Origin of the sequence: Brevundimonas sp. (assembly GCF_046295595.1) — a bacterium.
Classification (GTDB): domain Bacteria; phylum Pseudomonadota; class Alphaproteobacteria; order Caulobacterales; family Caulobacteraceae; genus Brevundimonas.
Genome location: NZ_JBKBMX010000020.1, coordinates 36,828 through 55,207, shown reverse-complemented (window position 1 = coordinate 55,207; position 18,380 = coordinate 36,828). Strand labels below are relative to the sequence as shown.

Sequence of the window (18,380 nt, the reverse complement as noted above, 5' to 3'; positions counted from 1 at the left end):
ACCGCCCCGTCCGCCCCGGTCCAGCCGCGACCCGAAAGGCTCCATGTCCCCGCTCCACCCTGCAGGACGCCGTCGTTCTGACCGGCCGCGCCGTCCCAGAAGCGCAGGTCCACCTCGAAGGGGGAAACCAGGTTCACCTGATTGCTGACCGAGGTCTGGACGAACAGATCCTCCGCGCTGACCCCGTCCGGCGTGGCGCCGATGTCCAGGCCCAGATCGGTCAGGGTCCCGCCGTAGTCGAACAGGCGGTAAACTCCGGCCCCGAAGCCGCCCACGTCCGTGACCTCCAGCTCGCCATCCAGCGTCAGGTCGCCCGTCACGTCGAACAGGGCCGTGTCGCCCGCCGCGCCCAGCGCCGCCGACACGGTCGACCCTTGCGACAACACCAGCGCGCCCAGACCTAGGGTCTGGCCCTGAACCCCGGACAGCACGCCGCCGTCGGCGATGGTGGTCAGGCCGCCGACGGCGCCCGATCCGGTCAGGGTGGCGCCGTCGCTGATGGTCAGGCTTCCGCCGAAGACCGAGGAATCGCCGCCGAGGCTCAGGGCCCCGCTGGACAGGGTCAGGTCCCCCGTCCCGGCGAAGTCGCCGCCGAACACGGCGTCACCGAGGGCCAGCTCCAGCGCGCCCGCGCCCAGATCGACCCGGCCGGAGCCCGACAGACCCACCAGCCGCTGAGCGGTGTCGTTCAGGTCGAACCGCGCGCCCGAGGCCACCGCCAGCGCCAGATCGCCCGTCAGGGCGGCGGTCGACGCCAGAACGACACCGCCGTTCGCGATGGTCAGGTCGCCGTCGTAGGACACCTCGCCCGCCAGGGTGAAGTCGTCCGCGCCATCCTTGATCAGTGCGCCAGACCCCGTGATGGCGCCGTCAAACTGCGTCCGTCCGTCGCTGAGGGTCAGCACGCCGCCGTCGCCCAGATCCAGAGCCCCCGGCTGGGTCAGGTCTTCCAGCGTCTCGATCAGCAGCGCCTTCCCGTCCAGATCCAGCAGGCCGCCGGACATCTGCACCACGGGGCCGTCGGTTCCGGTCAGATCGCTCCACCCCCCCGCGCCGATGCGCACGGTGTTGGAGATGCGCAGGGTGTCCACCGCGTGCTCGCCCGACAGCGTCAGGGTCCCGGTTCCCGACAGGTTCACCGCCGACACCAGCATGCCGCCCGAGAAGATCGTAGCGTGGTGGTTGAGGCCGGCGCTGAGCGTTCCGCCCGCGCCCGAGATCACGCCATCGCCCGCGAACGATCCCACGTTCTGGACCGTGGCGCCCAGTTCGAAGGTCGCGCCCTCGGCCACGCTCAGCGCCGTCAGGCTGCCCAGACGATCATCGGCCGAAGACACGTCCAGCGTCCCCGACTCGACCCGGGTGGCGCCCGTGTAGGTGTTCGCCGCCGTCAGGTTCAGCACCCCGCCGCCGGCCTGAACCACCGCCCCCGTCCCGCTGATGACGCCGCCGAAGCTGACGTCGTCGGCGCGGTCGAAGATCAGCAAGCCTTCGTTGGCCACGTCGCCCGCGAGCGACCCGCTGGTCCCGCCGTCGCCGATGCGCAGTTCGCCCTGGGCGATCTCCGTGCCGCCGGTGTGGGCGGCGTTCCCCGTCAGGACCAGCACGCCCAGATCGGTCTTCCGCAGCAGCGCGGAGCCGGTCAGGTCGGAGCCGATCACGGCGGTCATGTCAGCGCCCGCCGCCGTGCCGTCGCCGACCCGGATGGCCACGCCCCCGCCCACCATTTCCTCCACCAGGGTCAGCGCATCGCCGGTCAGGACATAGCCGTCCGCCGCGAACTGCAGGCCGGTCACCGACAGGACGCCGGCGCTGTCGTCGAGGGTAACGGTCCCGGCGGTTCCCATGAACACGGCCAGCCCGGGGGTCGGGTTCATCGGGCCGTTGGCGGCCCCGTCCACGTCGGTCCATGTGGCGCCGGTCAGGGTCCAGACCCCGTCGCCGCCGGCGATGGCGTCATCGTTGGCATTGGCCGGATCGCCGCCGTCCCAGAACAGCAGATAAGCCATCCCCGCGTTGACCAGATTGACCTGGCCCGCCACCGAGGTCTGCACCGCGAACCGTCCGGCGCTGTAGCCGATGGGCAGATCGCCCATCTCGAGTCCGTTGTCGGTGAGGGCGCCGCCATAGGTCATCAGGCCATAGACCCCGGCCCCGAAGCCCCCGCCGTCGGTGATGTCCAGCACCCCGTCCAGGGTCAGGTCGCCGGTGACAGCGAACAGGGCGTCCGCCGATGGCGCGCCCAGCGTCACATCAAGGATCGCCCCGTCGCCGAGCGTCAGCGCGTTCATCGTCAGGACCGATCCGGCCGCGCCGACAAGGGTTCCGCCGTTCTGGAGGGTGGTCAGGCCGCCGATGGCGCCCGTGCCTCCGAGGGCACCGCCGCTCTCGACGGTCAGGCCGCCCTGATTGGTCAAGGAGCCATCCACCCGCAGCAAGCCATCGGCGACCGTGGTCTGGCCGGTCCAGGTGTTGGCGCCACTGAGGGCGAGAACCGCCGATCCCGTCTTCGTCAAACCGCCGCCGCCTGAGATGACGCCGCTGAACGAGTCGTTCATGCCCGCGCCGCCCACCGTGAGCACGGCGCTGCCGAGCTCGATCGCTCCAGTGCCATCGATACGAGAGATGGCTGTGCTGAAGCCAGCCAGATCAAGCAAGGTCCCGTCATTTCCATAATACGACGTGATGCCGGTCACCGCGCCGGTGAGCGTGACGGTCGCGCCACTGGCCTCGTTGGCGATCCCACCATTGACCTGGTTCTCGATCAGCGCCGTGCTGAAATTACTGATGTCCCCGTTGATGACGCCGGCGGTTACGAAGTCGGCGAAATTCTGGACGCCCCCGTCGATCGTGCCGGTGCTGTGGTTGGTCGCAACGCCGGCCAGCGCCTGCAGCTGGCCCATGGTTCCGTGATTGTCGAAGGTGCTGAAATTCTGCGTGAGGCCGCTGAGGGCGCCGCTATTGGTCGTCGTGCCGAAGTTCTGGAGAACGCTGAATGCGGTGACCGATCCGGCGTTGTCGAGCGTGGCGAAATTCTGGAGGATATCCGTGGCGACGTCCCCGGCCCCGCTGACCACGAGCGTGCCGGCATTGACCTTGACCACGTTGGTCGCCGCACCGCTGGTCGCCAGCGTGACGACGCCGCCCACGGTCAGGACGCCCGTGCCCTCCTTGAACAGGGCGGCGCCGCTCCCGTCGGTGGCGGTGAGGGAGCCGCTGAAGACGGTCGTGCTGTTGTCAGAGCCGACATTCAACTGTCCGGCGCCGAGCGTCACCCTGCCCGCGCCGGCGAGCGAGCCCACCGCAATCGAAAAGCCATCGAGATCGAAGGTTCCGTCCGCGCTCACCGTCAGCGCCGAGGCGCTCGCGATCGCGTTGGCGATGCCGAGGCGGAGGGTTCCCTCCGTAATCCTGGTCTCGCCGGTCCAGGTGTTGGCGGCGGTCAGCACCAGTTCGCCGGCGCCGATCTTCTCGAACGGGCGCGGGCCGTTCGACTCGGAGATCACGCCCGCCTGGGTGGCCGATCCGGCCAGGACCTGGAACTGCGTCGTGCCGGAATCGATGACGATGGCGTTGCCGACGGTCACGCCGTCGGCATAGTCGACGACAGAGCCGAAGGTGGTCAGGGTCGAGGCGCCCAGGGCGTTGTCATGGCCCAGGGTCAGCGTCCCTCCGTACAGATTGGTGCCGCCGGTATAGCTGCTGGCGCCGCTGAGGATGGTGTGGCCAGCGTACAGGTTGACCGCGCCCAGGCCGCTGATGGCCGCGGCGAAATCGTAGTCGTCGGTCGTGTGGTTGAAGTTCAGCACGCCGGCGCCGTCGCCGAAGGTCACGGTGGCGGCGTTCAGCGTTCCCGCACCCACGGCGTCCAGCGGATCGGTCGAAGCCGCGCCGATGTTCAGCACCCCGGTCGCGCCGACGTCCCACGCGAGAGTCACTCCGCTCGCGCTCACCGCGCCGCCATCGGCGATGGTCAGCGCACCGTCGCCGGAGGCGCCGACAAAGAGATTGAAACCACTGGTCCACGCGCTGTCGGCGCCCGTGACCGTGACGGCGCCGCTGGAGCCGACGGCGTTGCCGACATAGGCGCTCTGGCTGGACACCGCGCCGCCATCGGCGATGGTCAGCGTTCCCTCGCCGAAATGGCCGACCGAAAGGGCGAAGGCGTTGGTCCAGGTGCTCCCCGCGCCGGTAACGGTGACCGCGCCGCTGGCGCCACCACTAAAGCCGACATCGCCGACCGTGTTGGAGACCACACCGCCGTCGGCGATGGTCAGTGTTCCGCCGCCGACGTGGCCGACAGCGAGGCCGCCGCTATTGGTCCAGGTGCTCCCCGCGCCCATGACCGTGACATCGCCGGTGGAGCCCGCGTTGTTGCCAACAAAGCCCTGGGCGCTGGAGACCGCGCCGCCATCGGCGATGGCCAGCGTGCCGCCCCCGTTAAGTCCGACATACAGTTCGGTGCTGTTGGTCCAGGTGCTGCCCGCGCCCATGACCGTGACCTCGCCGGTCGAGCCCGGGCTGTAGCCGACAAAGCCCTGGGTGTTGGAGACCGCGCCGCCGTTGCGCATGATCAGGGCGCCGTCATCGCCGACGTTTCGGCCCGTCATCATGGCTGCGGCCAGGCTGACCGAGCCGCCATCGAAGGTCAGGGTTCCGTCACGGACCGTGGTCTCGCCGGTCCAGGTGTTGGCGCCGGTCAGGATCAGGGTTCCCGCGCCCGTCTTCACCAGGGAACCGGAGCCGGAAATGACGCCGCCGAACGTGGTCGAGGCGTCATTGGCCCCGGCGGTCAGAACCGCCGATCCAAGCAGGACCGAGCCGGCGCCCGCCAGTCCGCCGATGGTCTGCGCACTGTTGCCGAGGGACAGGGTCGCCCCGGTCGCGACCTCATGGGTGCTGGCGGCCGAGAACACAATGGCCGCGCCGGCCTGAATACGGCCCTGGGCGATCAGGGTCGTGCCGAAATAGGTGTTGGCGCCCCAGAAGGTGAGGCGCCCCGCGCCCGTCTTGGTCAATCCTCCGACGCCCTGAAAGCCCAGATCGGTGTGGACATTGTAGCTCTGGGTGTCGATCGTTCCGCCCCCGGCCGCCAGGGTCACGTCCTCACTGGCGAAGCCCTGGAGGAGGAAGGACTGGTTGGCGGTCGTCCGCAGGACGCCGCCGTCGAACACCACGCTGGCGTCCCCGTCGAGCTTGCTGACCTGCGAGGTCGCCAGCACCCCGCCGCTGTCCAGCCGCAGCACCCCGCTGGACCCGGTGAACACGCCGATGTCGACGTAGTCGGCCTCGACCAGGGCGCCGTCGGCGATGGTCAGTTCGCCGTGGCCCTCGAGGCCGATCGTGAGGTTCTCGTCATTGATGAGCGCGGATCCGGCTCCCGTCACCGTCACGGCCGCCTGCGAGCCCGCGGCGATGCCGATGGTGGTCCAGGGGGGCGTAGATGCGTCCGCCGTCAGACACCGTCGCGATGCTGTCGCCGACGTCGCCTCCGAGCGAGAACGGGCCGCCGGAATAGACGGTGGAGCCCGGGCCGGTCACCGTCAGCGCGCCGGAACCCGGTCCGTAGGACAGGTAGACCGAGTTGGTCGTGGACAACTGGGCCCCGTTGGACACGGTTACGGAGCCGTTTCCGTTCATGCCGACATAGAGGTCGCCGGTCACCGTCAGGGTCGAATCGGTACCGGTGATCGTCGCCGTCCCGCCGGCGCCGAAGCCGTAGCCCATGTAGATCGCGCCGCTCGACATTGCGCCGCCCTCGGCGACGGACAGCGCCCCGGTTCCGACCTCGCCGAGAAACAGGCTTCCGGCGTTGGTCCAGCTCGACCCCGCGCCCGTCACCGTCGCCGTCCCGGCGGAGCCGCCGAAGCGCCCCAGATTGGCGTAGCCGGTCGTCAGGGCGCCGCCGTCCTCTATGGTCAGGATTCCCGCGCCGCCTTCGCCGACATTCAGGGAATTGGTCACCGTCCAGCTGGACCCCGGCCCCGTGACCGTGGCGGTGCTGGTTCCGCCGTGGCTCGCGATTGATGCGCTGCCGGCCAGCACCGCGCCGCCGTCCGCGATGGTCAGGGCGCCCGCGCCGGACTGCCCCACCGACAGGCCGGCGCCGACGGTCCAGGTAGAGCCCGGTCCCGTGACAGTCACCGTCCCGGTGGCGTCCGACCCGATCGCGATCCAGCCGTTGTCATTCGAGACCGAGCCGCGGTTGCGTACGGTCAGCAGGCCCGTCGTGATCTCGCCGACGGTGAGGTTGCCGCCGACGATCCAGGGGCTTGGCCGGGTGGAGGGAGGCGCGCCCTCGCCCAGGCCGTCCCCGTCGACGATCTCGTGGGCGCCGCCGTCGATCGCCTCTTGCGCCTGCGCCGCCTGGGGCGCGAAGGCGAGCGCCGCCGCGACAAGGGCGGTCGAGCAGAGCAGGGCGCCGCGGCGCGCCGTCGCCCGCCGGGCGGAATTCGGAACAGAAGTCGCCATTGTCGTCAAAGCCCCCCGAAAGCCGGGCGCAGTCGGCCCGTCGGCGAGCGGACGCGCCCCTCGCCGTTGTCAGGGCGTCCCATGGCGGGACACCGGCGTCCTGATGGCGCACTGCTGGCGTTCTGATATTTTTCTGATATCTGAAACGACTGGCCGCGAGGCATGACGCGCGACAAGCGTCCGGGCGGCGTCGGGGGGCGTGCGTGTTTCGTTTCGCCGGTTTCGAACTGGACGAGCGCCGGGCCGAGTTGCGCGGTCCCGATGGCGCACCCGTCAGGCTGCGGCCGAAACCCTTCTCGCTGCTGCTCCTGCTGGTCCGGAACCCCGGCCGCGTCGTCAGCAAGCAGGAGGTGATCGACGCCCTCTGGCCGAACGTCCATGTCGGCGAGGACGGCCTGTTTCAATGCGTTCGCGAAGTGCGCATCGCCCTCGGCGACGACCGGCGCGAGCTGCTCAGGCTGGTTCCCGGACGGGGCTACATCCTGACGGTCGCGGTGACGGACGATGAGACGGTTCCGCCTGAGCCTGACCCCGTCGCCCCCATGGCCGCGACCGGGAACCCGCGCGCTGTGGATCGGCGCGGCTGGCGCTGGCCGGGGATCGCGGCGGCGGTGATCGGGCTGTGCCTCATCGTCGGTCTCGCGGTCTGGGCGTCGGCGTTCGGCGACCTGGTCTTCGGGCGTGGCCCGCCGTCAATCGCGGTGATCCCGATGACTGACGCGAGCGGCGACCCGGACGGCCCGGACATGGCGCGCTCCATTTCCGATCGGCTCGTCGACGGCTTCGCCCGGATCGACAGCATCCGGGTTGTCACGGCGCCGTCGACCGCGGCCGCATCGTCAACGGCAGACACGGATTTCGTGGTGCGGGGCGAGCTGCGGCGGGCGGCGGGCTCATGGACCTTGCAGGCCCGCCTGATCCGCACATCCACGGGTCAGGTCGTGGCGGTGGCCGACGCCGCCGTCGACGCCGGGGCGCGCGATCCCGAGCTTCAGCAGTCGCGGCTGACGGCCGGGGTCGGGCATCTGCTGGCGCGACGCCTCAATGACCTGCTGGAGGGCGACGGCGCGACCGCCGCATCGGCGGCGTCGGCGCGAAACACCCGCGTCGTCATCGATCAGGCCAGCGCCTCCATCAACCAGACGTCCCGCGAGCGTTTCGAAATCGCCGAAGCGATGCTGCAGGAGGCTTTGGTCAGAGATCCGGACAACATCGACCTGGGCGTCGCCCTCGCCGGCCTGCAACTGCGCGGGATCCAGATGGCCTGGTACACGCCGGAGGAGGCCGCCGCCGCCCGGGACCAGGCCGGAGCCACGCTGGAACGCGCCCTGCGCGTAAAGCCGGACTCCATCCCCGTGGCCGAGACCTATTGCCGCTTTCTCAGCGCCACCAATCAGTTCGTCGACAGTCTGGTGGCCTGCTCCAGAACGCTGAGCCTCGATCCGTGGAACGGCCTGGCCCTGTATCACGTCGGCCTTGGCCAGATTTATCTCGGGCGTTTCGAGGACGCGCTGGCGACCTTCCAGCAGGCCGACCGGTACGGCACGCCCGAAGTGTCGCGCTGGACCTGGCTTCTTGGCGCGGGAATGGCCCATCTTCTGCTGGGAAACGCCGAAGATGCCCTGCCATGGCTCCACCGATCCATCGCCATCACGTCGGGGTCGGGGCGATCGCACATGCTTCTGGCCGCGGCTTACCAACGGACCGGCCGCACGGCCGAGGCCCGGGCGGCGATGCAGGAGGGGTTGAGATTGAGGCCCGGCTCCAGCGCGCTCAACGTCCCGGCCCCCACCACGAACGCCAGCCCGGCTTTTGTGGAGGCGTCCGAATCCGTCCTCGAGTCGATGGTGGAAGCCGGACTTCCGGCGCGCTGACGACAGTCAACCGGATCGGTGCCGCAACGCCTCGACGATGATTTGAAACGCCCGCAGGTTCTGACGGCGGCTCGGGTAATAGAGAAAATAGCCGTCGAACAGCGGCGACCAGTCGTCCAGGGCGATTTCCAGAGCGCCCGACTTCAGTTGCGACGCGACAATGTCCTCGGGCACATAGGCGATGCCGAGGCCGCTCACCGCGGCGTCGATCATGGCGTAGGAGTTGTTGAAGGTGAGCTGGCCATCCACACGCACGCGCAGCGCCTGATCGTCCTTCTCGAACTCCCAGGCGTAGAGACCGCCGGACGTCTCGTGGCGCATGTTGATGCAATTATGCCCGACCAACTCCTGCGGATGTGCTGGCCTGCCGCGCGCTGCAAAATAGGCGGGCGAGGCCACCGCGACCAGGCGCCAGTCCGCTCCGATACGGACCGCGATCATGTCCTTTTCCACGCTCTCGCCCAGTCGGACGCCGGCGTCGAACCGTTCCTCGACGATGTTTCGGAAGGTGCTGTCCAGGACCAGTTCCACCTTGATTTCCGGATGGGAGCCGAGGACCGGCCGGAGTTTGGGCCACACAACGCTTTCCAGGGCATGGTCCGAAAGGGTCAGCCGGATCGAGCCCGCAGGCTTCTCGCCAAAAGCCGTAAGCGCCGCGATCTCTTGCTCGATCTCCGCGATGCGAGGGGTGATCGTCTGCAACAGACGCTCGCCGGCGACGGTCAGGGCGACACTGCGGGTCGTGCGCGTCAGCAGCCGGACGCCCATTCGGGTTTCGAGCTGTCTGATCGCGTGGCTGAGCGTCGATTGCGCCACGCCGATCCGGGCGGCCGCCTTGGTGAAGCTGCGCTCCTCGGCGACGGCCTGAAACCACGTCAACTGGTTGAGATCGGGACCGGCCATGGCTTGAACGTCGCGAGGATTAATCGTTCTTGTCGATTAGTTCATGCCGATCTCAATGGCTAATCGTTTTGTCTATGTCCCTCTAGGTTGGCCCCCAGCAATCCTGAGGACGTCCGATGATCGTGGCGACAGCCATAACTGATGCCGAGCAAATGAAAGCCCCCGCATGGGGCGCGGTGCTGTCGATGGCGTTGTGCGTCGCGCTGCTGATCGCCTCGGAGTTCATGCCTGTCAGCCTGCTGACGCCGATGGCGGAGGGGCTGGGCGCTTCCGTTGGACAGACGGGACAGGCGATTTCCATCAGCGGCCTGTTCGCGGTGGCCGCCAGCATGGTCGTCACCACCGTCGCCGGACGATTGAACCGCAAATGGGTGCTCGTCGGCATGACCGCTGCGATGCTGGTGTCGCTGGTGCTGGTGGCGGCCGCGCCGAACTTCACCGTCCTCATGATCGGTCGCGCCCTGCTGGGCATCTGCATCGGCGCCTTCTGGGCCCTGGCCACCGCCGTCATCATGCGTCTGGTTCCGGCGGCCGACGTGCCCCGCGCCCTCTCGCTGATGTATGGCGGTCAGGCCATCGCAGCGGCGTTCGCCACGCCGATCGGAAGCTATCTCGGCGGCCTGTTCGGCTGGCGTGAGGTGTTCTGGGCGCTGGCTCCGCTGGTCGCCGTCAATCTGGCCTGGCTCGTGATGGCGCTGCCCTCCCTGCCGGCCAGTCAGACGCAGGGCTTCCGGTCGATGCTCGACCTGCTGAAGCGGCGCTATTTCCTGATCGGCCTTGTCGCTTCGATGCTGTCGTGGGGCTCGGCCTTCACGATGTTCACCTACCTGCGGCCGTTCCTTGAGCGGGTCACCGGGGCGGATGTGACGCTCCTGTCCTTACTCCTGCTGGTGCTGGGCTGCGCAGGTTTCGTCGGCACCTGGGCTTCCGGACGCTTCGTGAAGGGCAATGTCGCGCGCCTGCTGCGGCTGCCGGCCCTGCTGATGGGCGGCTGCACGCTGGCCCTGCTGTTCCTCGGCGGCTCGGCGGTGGCGGCCGGCCTGTTCCTTGCGCTCTGGGGCGCGATGAACACCGCCATGTCGGTGATCTGGATGACCTGGATGTCCCAGAACGCCGACGACGCGCCCGAGGCGGCCGGCAGCATCATGGTCGCGGCCATCCAGGCGTCGATCCTTCTTGGCGCCGTCGTCGGCGGACTGCTCCTCGACCAGTTTTCGATCACCGCGACCTTCCTCGCCAGCGTCGCCCTCGCCGTCGCCGCCGTCGCCCTGACCGGCGACGGTCGCCGCCTCCTCAAGCCCGCAATCTCCCTGTGACCGAAAGGACCGTCATGACCGACAGATCCAGCCTCGTCAGCACCCGCCGAACCCTTCTGGGGGCCGGCCTCGCCGCCTCCCTCCTGCCGCAGCCGCTGCTTGCGCGGGCCATTAAATCCACGAACCGGAGTCTCTCCATGCCCCTCCAGAACGACGGCTACACCTTCCCCCTGTCCGCCGACGTGATCAGGACGCCCGTGCGCTATCGCAACCGCTACGGCATCGAGATCGCCGGCGACCTCTATCGCGCAAGGTCGTTGAACGGGGCGGGGAAACACCGCGCGCTGGTGGTCGGACCGCCCCACGGCGGCGTCAAGGAACAGGGCGCCGGCATCTATGCGCAGGAGATGGCGAAGCGCGGCTTCGTCGCCGTGGCGTTCGATCCCTCATACAATGGCGAAAGCGGCGGCGAACCGCGCCACGTCACGTCGCCCGAACTGTTCGCCGAGGACTTCAGCGCCGGCGTCGATTTCCTCGGGACGTTGCCGGATGTGGATCGCGACCGTATCGGCGTCATCGGCATCTGCGGCAGCGGCGGGTTCGCCCTGAGCCAGGCCTCGGTCGACACCCGCATCAAGGCCGTGGCGACCACCGCCCTCTATGACATCAGCCGCGTCATGCGAAACGGCTGGGAGGACGGCGCCAGCGCCGCCGACCGTCGCAAGTCGCTGGACGACCTCGCCGCCCAGCGCTGGACCGATGTCGACCGAGGCTCCCCGCAACTCCAGCCGACCTTCCCCGCGACCATGCCCGCCACGGGTCCCGACCCGATCACGCGGGAGTTCTGGGAATACTACGTCGAGGCACGCGGCCATCATCCCCGGTCGATCGGCGGCTTCACCCTGACCAGCGGCATGTCGCACATCAACTTCGGCCAGATGCGCCACCTTGCCGACCTCGCCCCGCGCCCGGTGCTCGTGATTACCGGCGATCAGGCGCACAGCCGCTACATGAGCGAGACGATCCACGAACAGGTTGCGGGCAGCGAACTGATCGTCGTCCCCGGCGCCCGCCACATCGATCTCTATGACCGTGTGGACCTCATCCCCTTCGCTCGGCTGGACACATTCTTCAACGAGGCGCTGACCGCATGACCCTCTCGCAAGCCTCCAGCGCGGCGATAGCCGCCCTCGCTCTCATCGCATCTTCCGTCCACGCTCAGGAGAGGCCCCCGATCATGGAAGTCACCCGCAACGCCGACCAGACGACCGTCCAGGGTCCTGCAGACTGGTTCACAGGCCAGGTCACGATCTCAAGCCAGTTCCAGCGTGAGGCGCCCTCCCGCGTGGGCGGCGCCATCGTTCGCTTCGAACCCGGCGCGCGAACCGCCTGGCACGTCCATCCGCTCGGCCAGACCCTGATCGTGACGGAGGGCGTCGGCTGGACCCAGATCGAAGGCGGGCCGAAGCTTGAGTTCTACGCTGGCGACATCCTGTGGTGCCCGCCCGGGCACAAGCATTGGCACGGCGCCACGCCCCACGTCGCCATGGCTCACATCGCTATTCAGGAGAGCCTGAACGGGTCGCCGGTCACATGGCTGGAGCAGGTGACGGACGAGCAGTATCTCGGAGACGCGGCAGCTCACAAAGACGGGCACTAAGGCGATGCTCGTTTGGGGATGGCTGCTGACCGTAATCGCGGCCGTCTCCGCCGGCGCCTGCTCCGACCAGGGGGCGAATAACGCCTCCTTCCCGCACAGGCAGGAGCAAACGCAAGCCGCCACGGAGAGGCCGATGCGCATCAGGATCATCACGGCGGATGGGACCTTCACCGCCATTCTGGAAGACAACGAAACAGCGCGCGACTTCGCGTCACTGCTGCCCATCGAGCTGACGCTCAGCGACTACAACCGGACGGAAAAGGTCGCTGATCCCGGACGCCTGACCATCGCCGGCGCCCCCGAAGGCGCTGATCCAGCGGTCGGCGACATCGCCTACTTCGCCCCATGGGGCAATCTCGCGATCTACTATCGCGACTTCGCCTACTCGCCCGGCCTCGTCCGGCTCGGCCGTCTCGATGGCAACGCCGAGGCGCTGGCGGGGATGGGCGCCGCCACCGCACGCGTCGAGATCATCCCGGAAAACTGACCCGGCGCTACACCGCAAATTCCCCGATCAAGGCAGAGTCCAATGACAGACAACATCGCAGGCAAGGTCATCGTCATCACCGGCGCGTCCAGCGGGATGGGCGCGGCAGCCGCCCGCCACCTGGCCAGAGAGGGCGCTGCCGTCGTCCTCGGGGCTCGGCGCGCAGACCGCATCGACGCCTTGGCGGCGGAGATCATCGACGCGGGCGGGAAGGCCCGGGCCGTAGAAACAGACGTGACGAAGCGGGACGACCTGAAGCGACTCGCGGACGCCGCTGTCGAGACCTATGGTCGGATTGATGTGCTCATCAACAACGCGGGCGTGATGCCCCTGTCCCCCCTGGAGCGGGTCAAGGTCGACGAGTGGGACCAGATGATCGACGTCAACCTGAAGGGCGTCCTGTATGGGGTCGCCGCCGCCCTTCCGCACATGATCGCGCGGAAATCAGGCCACATCATCAATCTGTCCTCGGTGGCGGGCCACAAGATTTTCAGCGGCTCGGCCGTCTACTCCGCGACCAAGTATGCGGTGCGCGCGGTCTCGGAGGGACTGCGGCAGGAGATGGCGCCCCACAACGTTCGCGTCACGATCATCTCGCCGGGCGCCGTCAAGACGGAGCTCCTCGACCACATCAGCGAAAAGGACGTTCAGCAAGCGAACCGGGACTATGTGGCCCAGATCGGGGTGCCCGCCGAAACCTTCGCCCGGCTGGTCGCCTTCGCCATCAACGAACCCGAAGATGTCGGCATCAACGAGATCCTCTTCAGGCCGACCGCCCAGGAGCTCTGAGGCTCGCGAAGGCAGGCCGTTGCCGGGGCCGTCGGCAGCACCGGGGTTTCGATGCAGTCCCCGGGCAGCGGAGCTTCCCACCCGCCGCGTTGAACGAGAGGCGACCCCGCGCAGCCAAAAGAGCACCGACTGATCGGGGTGGGGAATGGCAGGAATTTCGGCGGCCGGTCCCGCCTGGCAAACAGGGTTTACACCCCGCCACCGCACCGCCCTGTAGGCGGTGGTACGTAAAACTATTGTTTAAACGGAGAAATGGCGCGCCCGGAACGATTCGAACGTCCGACCCTCAGATTCGTAGTCTGATGCTCTATCCAGCTGAGCTACGGGCGCGCTTGGCCGCGAACGGCGAGGGCGGGTATCTAGCCGGGAAGGGGCGGGGGGGCAAGACCCGGAAGGCGGCTTTCCTGCGCTGTTTTCGCAGGCAGGGGTTTCGCGGCGATGTCGGGCGGGCCTAGGTTGCGGGTCCCCCCGCCTTCGCCTGTCCGGACCTCCCCATGCGCCCTGCCTCCCCGCCCGCCTCGCGCGCCCTGATCGCCCTCGCCGCCAGCGCGTTTCTGACCCTGACCGGCTGCGCCGGCGCGGGCGGTGGCGCGGGACAGGCGACGGCCACGCCGGCCGCGCCCGTCGCCGCGGCCGCCCCGGCGCGCGGGCCGTTCGTCGCCGCCGCCAATCCGCTGGCGGTCGAGGCGGGGATGAAGGTGCTGCGCGAGGGGGGTTCGGCGGTCGACGCGGCCGTGGCGGTGCAGGCCGTGCTGGGTCTGGTCGAGCCGCAATCCTCCGGCCTCGGCGGCGGCGCCTTCATGATGCACTACGACGCCGCCACGGAGGCGGTGACCAGCTATGACGGGCGCGAGACCGCCCCGGCCGCCGCCACCGCGGAACTGTTCTACGAAGATGGCGAGCCGCTGGCCTTCGCCGACGCGGTGCTCAGCGGCCGCTCGACCGGCGCGCCGGGCGCGGTGGCCCTGCTGGCCATGGCCCAGGCCGAGCATGGGGCGCTGCCCTGGCGCGACCTGTTCGGCGACGCCGAACGGCTGGCGCGCGACGGCTTCGTCGTCAGCCCGCGGCTGGCCGGCTTCATCGCCGCGACCCGGGGCCAGGCCCGCACCCGCTGGGCCGACGCCTATTTCACCAAGGCGGGCGGCGGCCGCTACGCCGCCGGCGACGTGCTGCGCAATCCGGCCTATGCCGACACGGTGGCCGAGATCGCCGCAGGGGGCGCCGACGCCTTCTATCGCGGCCGCATCGCCCGCGAGATCGTCGCCACGGTGCAGGCCGGCCCCCGGCCCGGCGCCCTGACCGAAGCCGACCTCGCCGGCTATCGGCCGCTCGAGCGCGGGGCCCTGTGCCGGCCCTACCGCATCCATGTCGTTTGCGTGCCGCCGCCGCCGTCCAGCGGCGTGGCGCTGCTGCAGCTGCTGGCCATGGCCGAAGCCACCCCCGACATTCGGGATGGGCCGGGCAGCGCCGACGCCTGGACCGCCTTCGCCCAGCTGCAGCGACTGATGTACGCCGACCGCGACCGCTATGTCGCCGATCCGGCCTTCACCGGCGTGCCGGTTCAGGGCCTGCTGGACCCCAACTATGTGGCCGCGCGGGCGGCCCAGGCCCCGACCCTGGTCGGGGCGGCCCAGCCGGGCTTTCCGCCGGGCGGCGTCTTCGCCGGGCCGGACCGGACGCGCGAGCCGGCCGGGACCTCGCATTTCGTCGTCGTCGACGCGGCGGGGAACGCGGTCAGCATGACCACCACGGTCGAAAGCGTGTTCGGCTCGGGCCGGATGGCGGCCGGCTTCTTCCTCAACAACCAGCTGACCGACTTCTCGTTCGAACCGCTGCGGCCCGACGGAGGACCCGCGGCCAATGCGGTGGCCGCCGGCAAGCGGCCGCGCTCGTCGATGTCGCCGGTGATCATCCTCGACCGCCGGGGCCGGTTCGTCGGCGCGCTCGGCTCCCCGGGCGGCCCCTCGATCCTCGCCTACAACGCCAAGGCCCTGATCGCCGTGCTGGACTGGGGCATGTCGATGGAGGACGCCTTCGCCCTGCCCAATCTGGTGGCCCGGGGCGACGGCTTCGGCGCCGATACGGACCGTTTCTCCGCGCCGCTGCGCGAGGGGCTGGCGGCGCGGGGGATCGCGCTGGAGCCCAACGCCAGCGAGAACTCCGGCCTGCACGGGGCCATCTGGCGCCAGCGCCCCGACGGCGCCTGGGCCTGGGACGGCGCCGCCGACGACCGGCGCGAGGGCGTGGCGCGGGTGGAGTAGTCAGGCGGGGGAGTAGTCAGACAGCAGGCAGCAGGCAGCAGGCAGCGGGAGAAGAAAGACCTGGCCGCTGAACCCTGCTCCGTCGTCCCTGCTGCCTGCTGCCTGCTGCCTGCTGCCTGCTCCCTACTCCGGCTTGATCGACAGCTGGAACGCGATCAGCCCCTCTGACACATCGGTGTCGACGCCATGGCCGGCGTGCACGCCCTCGGCCTCGATCTCGCGATAGACCAGGCCGATCGAGCCGTGCACCGGGCCGCGGCGCAGGGCCACGCCCAGCGAGGCGTCGCCGAGGAAGGCGCCAGAGTCGTGGCTGACGCCCGACCGCGCATAGTCGCCGTCGCGGTTGCGGGCCCAGTTGTAGCCGACCGCCCGGCCCGATCCGGCGGCGTAGACGTACCAGCGCGACCGCTCGCCGAAGGTCTCTTCGCCCTCGGGCACCAGCTTGTTCAGGTCGCGGCCGATGCGCAGGGTTGCGCCGGCCTCGGTGACCTGGCCGCGACTGCCGACGCCGACGCCCAGATGCTGCGTCAGGGTGACGTCGAGGCCGCTTTCGGTCTGGCCGAGGCTTTCGGTCCAGCCGCGCGTCCAGGTCAGGTCATAGTGTTCGGCGTCGAGGGCCGCGGGGTCCATCGGCCCCGGCGGCAGCGGCGATCCGTCGGCCCGGCGCAGCGGCCCCTCGGTGCGCAGCCGGAGCCGTTCGCTGTGGCTCGCGCCCTCGTACCAGATGTCGCGGTTGGAGGCGGCCCACGGGGCGCGCGTCTCGCGGGCGGGATCGTAGCCGATCCAGCCGTCCCCGACGCCAAGGGCCTCGTCGCCGGCCTCGAAGCGCGAGTCGCGGTCGAGGCGCACCAGCAGGTCCGAGACGGTGGCGGGGCGCTCGCGCTGCACCCGCCAGGGGTCGCCGACCGCGTCCTGCAAGACGGGCGACGCCATGCCGAAGGCCGGAGCGGCACAGGCCGCCGACGCCAGAACTCCCGCACAGAACGCCATCGAACGCAAAATCAACGGTCCCCTCAGTCCGTTAACGTCCCTGACCGTGCACGATCGAAGGCGGAACGCCAACAGACATTTTCGTGACCGCGGAACGTCCGGACTGTGGCGCCGGTTCCGGGTCAGGCCCAGGCGCGGAAATGCTTCGACAGCTTCAGGCCCTGGCTCTGGTAGTGGCTGCCGCCCTCGCCATACAGCCGTGACGGTCGCTCGGTCAGGGGTTCATAGACCAGCCGGGCGACGATCTGGCCGTGCTCCAGCAGGAAGGGCGTGTCGTGGGTGCGCACCTCCAGCACCCCTTTCGACCCGGCCCCGTGCGCCTCGTCGGTGCCGAAGCCCGGATCGAAGAAGCCGGCGTAATGCACCCGGAACTCGCCCACCGACGGATCGATCGGCGTCATCTCCGCCGCCTGCATGACCGGGATCTCGACCGCCTCGTTCGAGGCCAGGATATAGAATTCGCCCGGGTCCAGCAGCAGTTCGCCGCGCCGCACCCGCAGCGGCTCCCAGAAGTCGCGCGGATCATGACCGTCGATCCGGTCCAGATCGACCACCCCGGCGTGGCGCCGCCCGCGGAAGCCGACGATGGCTCCGTCCGCCCCCTGCAGATCGACGCCGACGCTGCGGGTCTCCAGCTTGGGCGGATCGCCGGCCTTGAGCCGCAGCTGGTTCAGCCGCGTCCCCGGCCGCACCAGGATGGAGAAGGTCTGCGGCGCGATCTCCAGATACAGCGGCCCCTCATAGGCCTCGGCCACATCGTCGAAACGGGCGCCCCGGTCGGTCAGCAGCCGCACGAACACGTCGACCCGGCCGGTCGAGCTCTTCGGATTGGCCCGCGCGATCAGCCCCTTGGGCAGGCTCAGCCGCTCCTGCAGCCGGGCGATATAGACGCAGCCCTTCTCCATCACATAGCCGCCCGACAGGTCGATGGCGTGCATCGCCACGTCGGTGATCCGGTCCTCGACCTCGCGCTGGCCCGGCAGGAAGGAGGCCCGCACCCGCCACGCCTGGTCCGACAGCCGCAGGTCGAGGCTGGCCGGCTGCACCTGGTCGGCGTCGAACGGGGTCTGCGAGACGATCGCCCCGCCGGCGATCAGCGCCTCGAGGGATTGCGACGGCAGGATGCCGGGGAGGGAGGTCGAAAAGCTCTGCATCGCCTCCGATTACACGATTCCGCGCCCCGTCTCCCCCAAACTGTTCCGTCCCGGGCAAGCCCCGCGACCTCGCCTCCCGGGCGCTGACGCTTGACCTTCGGCGCGCGAGGGCGACCATGCGCGGATGCACGACACGCCCGCCTATGAAGCCGAGACCGATGGCGTCCTCGTCCGCGTCCGCCCCAGCTATCTGGCCGGCCAGTCCGACCCCGAGGCCGGCCGCTGGGTCTGGGCCTATCAGGTCGAGATCGTCAATCTGACCAGCGAGGCGATCCAGCTGATCGCCCGCCGCTGGGTCATCACCGACGCCCAGGGCCGGGTCGAGGAGGTGCGCGGCGAGGGCGTGGTCGGCGAACAGCCGGTGATCAAGCCGGGCGCCAGCTACACCTACGCCTCCGGCTGCCCGCTCGGCGCCCCCAGCGGCTCCATGGTCGGCGGCTACGCCATGACCGACGCCTCCGGCCGCGCGTTCGAAGCCGCCATCCCGGCCTTCAGCCTCGACGTCCCGGGCGAGCGGCGGGTGCTGAACTGAGGG

Annotated in this window: 13 protein-coding genes and 1 tRNA gene; 8 read left to right on the top strand and 6 right to left on the bottom strand. The window is 69.5% G+C overall.

The annotated features are described in order from the left end of the window. On the bottom strand, nt 1-5,393 hold a 5,393-nt coding region (locus ACK4JY_RS12625; RefSeq protein WP_409606225.1), incomplete at its 3' end, for an autotransporter-associated beta strand repeat-containing protein. Next, nucleotides 5,356-6,471, bottom strand: coding sequence for a hypothetical protein (locus ACK4JY_RS12620; RefSeq protein WP_409606223.1), 1,116 nt, complete (start codon nt 6,469-6,471; stop codon nt 5,356-5,358). The genes ACK4JY_RS12620 and ACK4JY_RS12625, both read right to left, overlap by 38 nt. 203 nt (nt 6,472-6,674) lie before the next feature. On the opposite strand from ACK4JY_RS12620, the gene ACK4JY_RS12615 reads away from it, so the two are divergent. Beyond that, nucleotides 6,675-8,345 (top strand): winged helix-turn-helix domain-containing tetratricopeptide repeat protein, encoded by a 1,671-nt coding sequence (locus ACK4JY_RS12615; protein WP_409606221.1) that lies wholly within the window; start codon nt 6,675-6,677, stop codon nt 8,343-8,345. A gap of 6 nt (nt 8,346-8,351) precedes the next feature. Here the strand turns inward: ACK4JY_RS12615 and ACK4JY_RS12610 are convergent, their stop codons facing one another. Further along, nucleotides 8,352-9,248 carry a LysR family transcriptional regulator gene (locus ACK4JY_RS12610; RefSeq protein WP_409606219.1) on the bottom strand — a complete coding sequence of 299 codons (897 nt, stop codon included), beginning with the start codon at nt 9,246-9,248 and terminating at the stop codon, nt 8,352-8,354. 152 nt (nt 9,249-9,400) lie between these two features. On the opposite strand from ACK4JY_RS12610, the gene ACK4JY_RS12605 reads away from it, so the two are divergent. The 5 genes from ACK4JY_RS12605 (at nt 9,401) to ACK4JY_RS12585 (ending at nt 13,440) form a co-directional block, all read left to right on the top strand. Further along, nucleotides 9,401-10,564, top strand: coding sequence for an MFS transporter (locus ACK4JY_RS12605; protein ID WP_409606217.1), 1,164 nt, complete (start codon nt 9,401-9,403; stop codon nt 10,562-10,564). A gap of 14 nt (nt 10,565-10,578) precedes the next feature. Then, a complete protein-coding gene (locus ACK4JY_RS12600) occupies nt 10,579-11,658 on the top strand; it encodes an alpha/beta hydrolase (RefSeq protein ID WP_409606215.1) in 1,080 nt (359 codons plus the stop codon). 83 nt (nt 11,659-11,741) lie between these two features. Next, complete coding sequence (locus ACK4JY_RS12595; protein WP_409606214.1) at nt 11,742-12,164, top strand: cupin domain-containing protein; 423 nt, start codon at nt 11,742-11,744, stop codon at nt 12,162-12,164. A 133-nt stretch (nt 12,165-12,297) separates the two neighbouring features. Continuing rightward, nucleotides 12,298-12,651: a cyclophilin-like fold protein gene (locus tag ACK4JY_RS12590; protein ID WP_409606212.1), complete on the top strand. Its 354-nt coding sequence runs from the start codon at nt 12,298-12,300 to the stop codon at nt 12,649-12,651. Nucleotides 12,652-12,693: 42 nt separating this feature from the next. After that, the gene (locus ACK4JY_RS12585; RefSeq protein ID WP_409606210.1) at nt 12,694-13,440 is read left to right on the top strand and encodes an SDR family oxidoreductase; all 747 of its coding nucleotides are present in this window, start codon (nt 12,694-12,696) and stop codon (nt 13,438-13,440) included. A 253-nt stretch (nt 13,441-13,693) separates the two neighbouring features. Here the strand turns inward: ACK4JY_RS12585 and ACK4JY_RS12580 are convergent. After that, nucleotides 13,694-13,770 (bottom strand) — tRNA-Arg (locus ACK4JY_RS12580). A gap of 164 nt (nt 13,771-13,934) precedes the next feature. Here ACK4JY_RS12580 and ACK4JY_RS12575 point away from each other — a divergent pair. Continuing rightward, nucleotides 13,935-15,701, top strand: coding sequence for a gamma-glutamyltransferase family protein (locus tag ACK4JY_RS12575; RefSeq protein ID WP_409606208.1), 1,767 nt, complete (start codon nt 13,935-13,937; stop codon nt 15,699-15,701). Nucleotides 15,702-15,824: 123 nt separating this feature from the next. On the opposite strand, the gene ACK4JY_RS12570 is transcribed toward ACK4JY_RS12575, so the two are convergent. Then, complete coding sequence (locus ACK4JY_RS12570; RefSeq protein ID WP_409606206.1) at nt 15,825-16,634, bottom strand: lipid A-modifier LpxR family protein; 810 nt, start codon at nt 16,632-16,634, stop codon at nt 15,825-15,827. Between the two features lie 179 nt (nt 16,635-16,813). Beyond that, a complete protein-coding gene (locus ACK4JY_RS12565) occupies nt 16,814-17,845 on the bottom strand; it encodes a 2'-deoxycytidine 5'-triphosphate deaminase (protein WP_409606204.1) in 1,032 nt (343 codons plus the stop codon). A gap of 124 nt (nt 17,846-17,969) precedes the next feature. Between ACK4JY_RS12565 and apaG the strand changes: the two genes are divergently transcribed. Beyond that, the gene (apaG, locus tag ACK4JY_RS12560; protein ID WP_409606202.1) at nt 17,970-18,377 is read left to right on the top strand and encodes a Co2+/Mg2+ efflux protein ApaG; all 408 of its coding nucleotides are present in this window, start codon (nt 17,970-17,972) and stop codon (nt 18,375-18,377) included. The last annotated feature ends 3 nt before the right edge of the window (nt 18,378-18,380 follow it).

What these genes read in the sequence shown, in the direction of transcription:
- ACK4JY_RS12620 (WP_409606223.1), bottom strand. Translation starts at nt 6,471, where the DNA reads ATGGCGACTTCTGTTCCGAATTCCGCCCGGCGGGCGACGGCGCGCCGC.
- ACK4JY_RS12610 (WP_409606219.1), bottom strand. Translation starts at nt 9,248, where the DNA reads ATGGCCGGTCCCGATCTCAACCAGTTGACGTGGTTTCAGGCCGTCGCC.
- ACK4JY_RS12605 (WP_409606217.1), top strand. Translation starts at nt 9,401, where the DNA reads ATGAAAGCCCCCGCATGGGGCGCGGTGCTGTCGATGGCGTTGTGCGTC.
- ACK4JY_RS12600 (WP_409606215.1), top strand. Translation starts at nt 10,579, where the DNA reads ATGACCGACAGATCCAGCCTCGTCAGCACCCGCCGAACCCTTCTGGGG.
- ACK4JY_RS12595 (WP_409606214.1), top strand. Translation starts at nt 11,742, where the DNA reads ATGGAAGTCACCCGCAACGCCGACCAGACGACCGTCCAGGGTCCTGCA.
- ACK4JY_RS12590 (WP_409606212.1), top strand. Translation starts at nt 12,298, where the DNA reads ATGCGCATCAGGATCATCACGGCGGATGGGACCTTCACCGCCATTCTG.
- ACK4JY_RS12585 (WP_409606210.1), top strand. Translation starts at nt 12,694, where the DNA reads ATGACAGACAACATCGCAGGCAAGGTCATCGTCATCACCGGCGCGTCC.
- ACK4JY_RS12575 (WP_409606208.1), top strand. Translation starts at nt 13,935, where the DNA reads ATGCGCCCTGCCTCCCCGCCCGCCTCGCGCGCCCTGATCGCCCTCGCC.
- ACK4JY_RS12570 (WP_409606206.1), bottom strand. Translation starts at nt 16,634, where the DNA reads ATGGCGTCGCCCGTCTTGCAGGACGCGGTCGGCGACCCCTGGCGGGTG.
- ACK4JY_RS12565 (WP_409606204.1), bottom strand. Translation starts at nt 17,845, where the DNA reads ATGCAGAGCTTTTCGACCTCCCTCCCCGGCATCCTGCCGTCGCAATCC.
- apaG (WP_409606202.1), top strand. Translation starts at nt 17,970, where the DNA reads ATGCACGACACGCCCGCCTATGAAGCCGAGACCGATGGCGTCCTCGTC.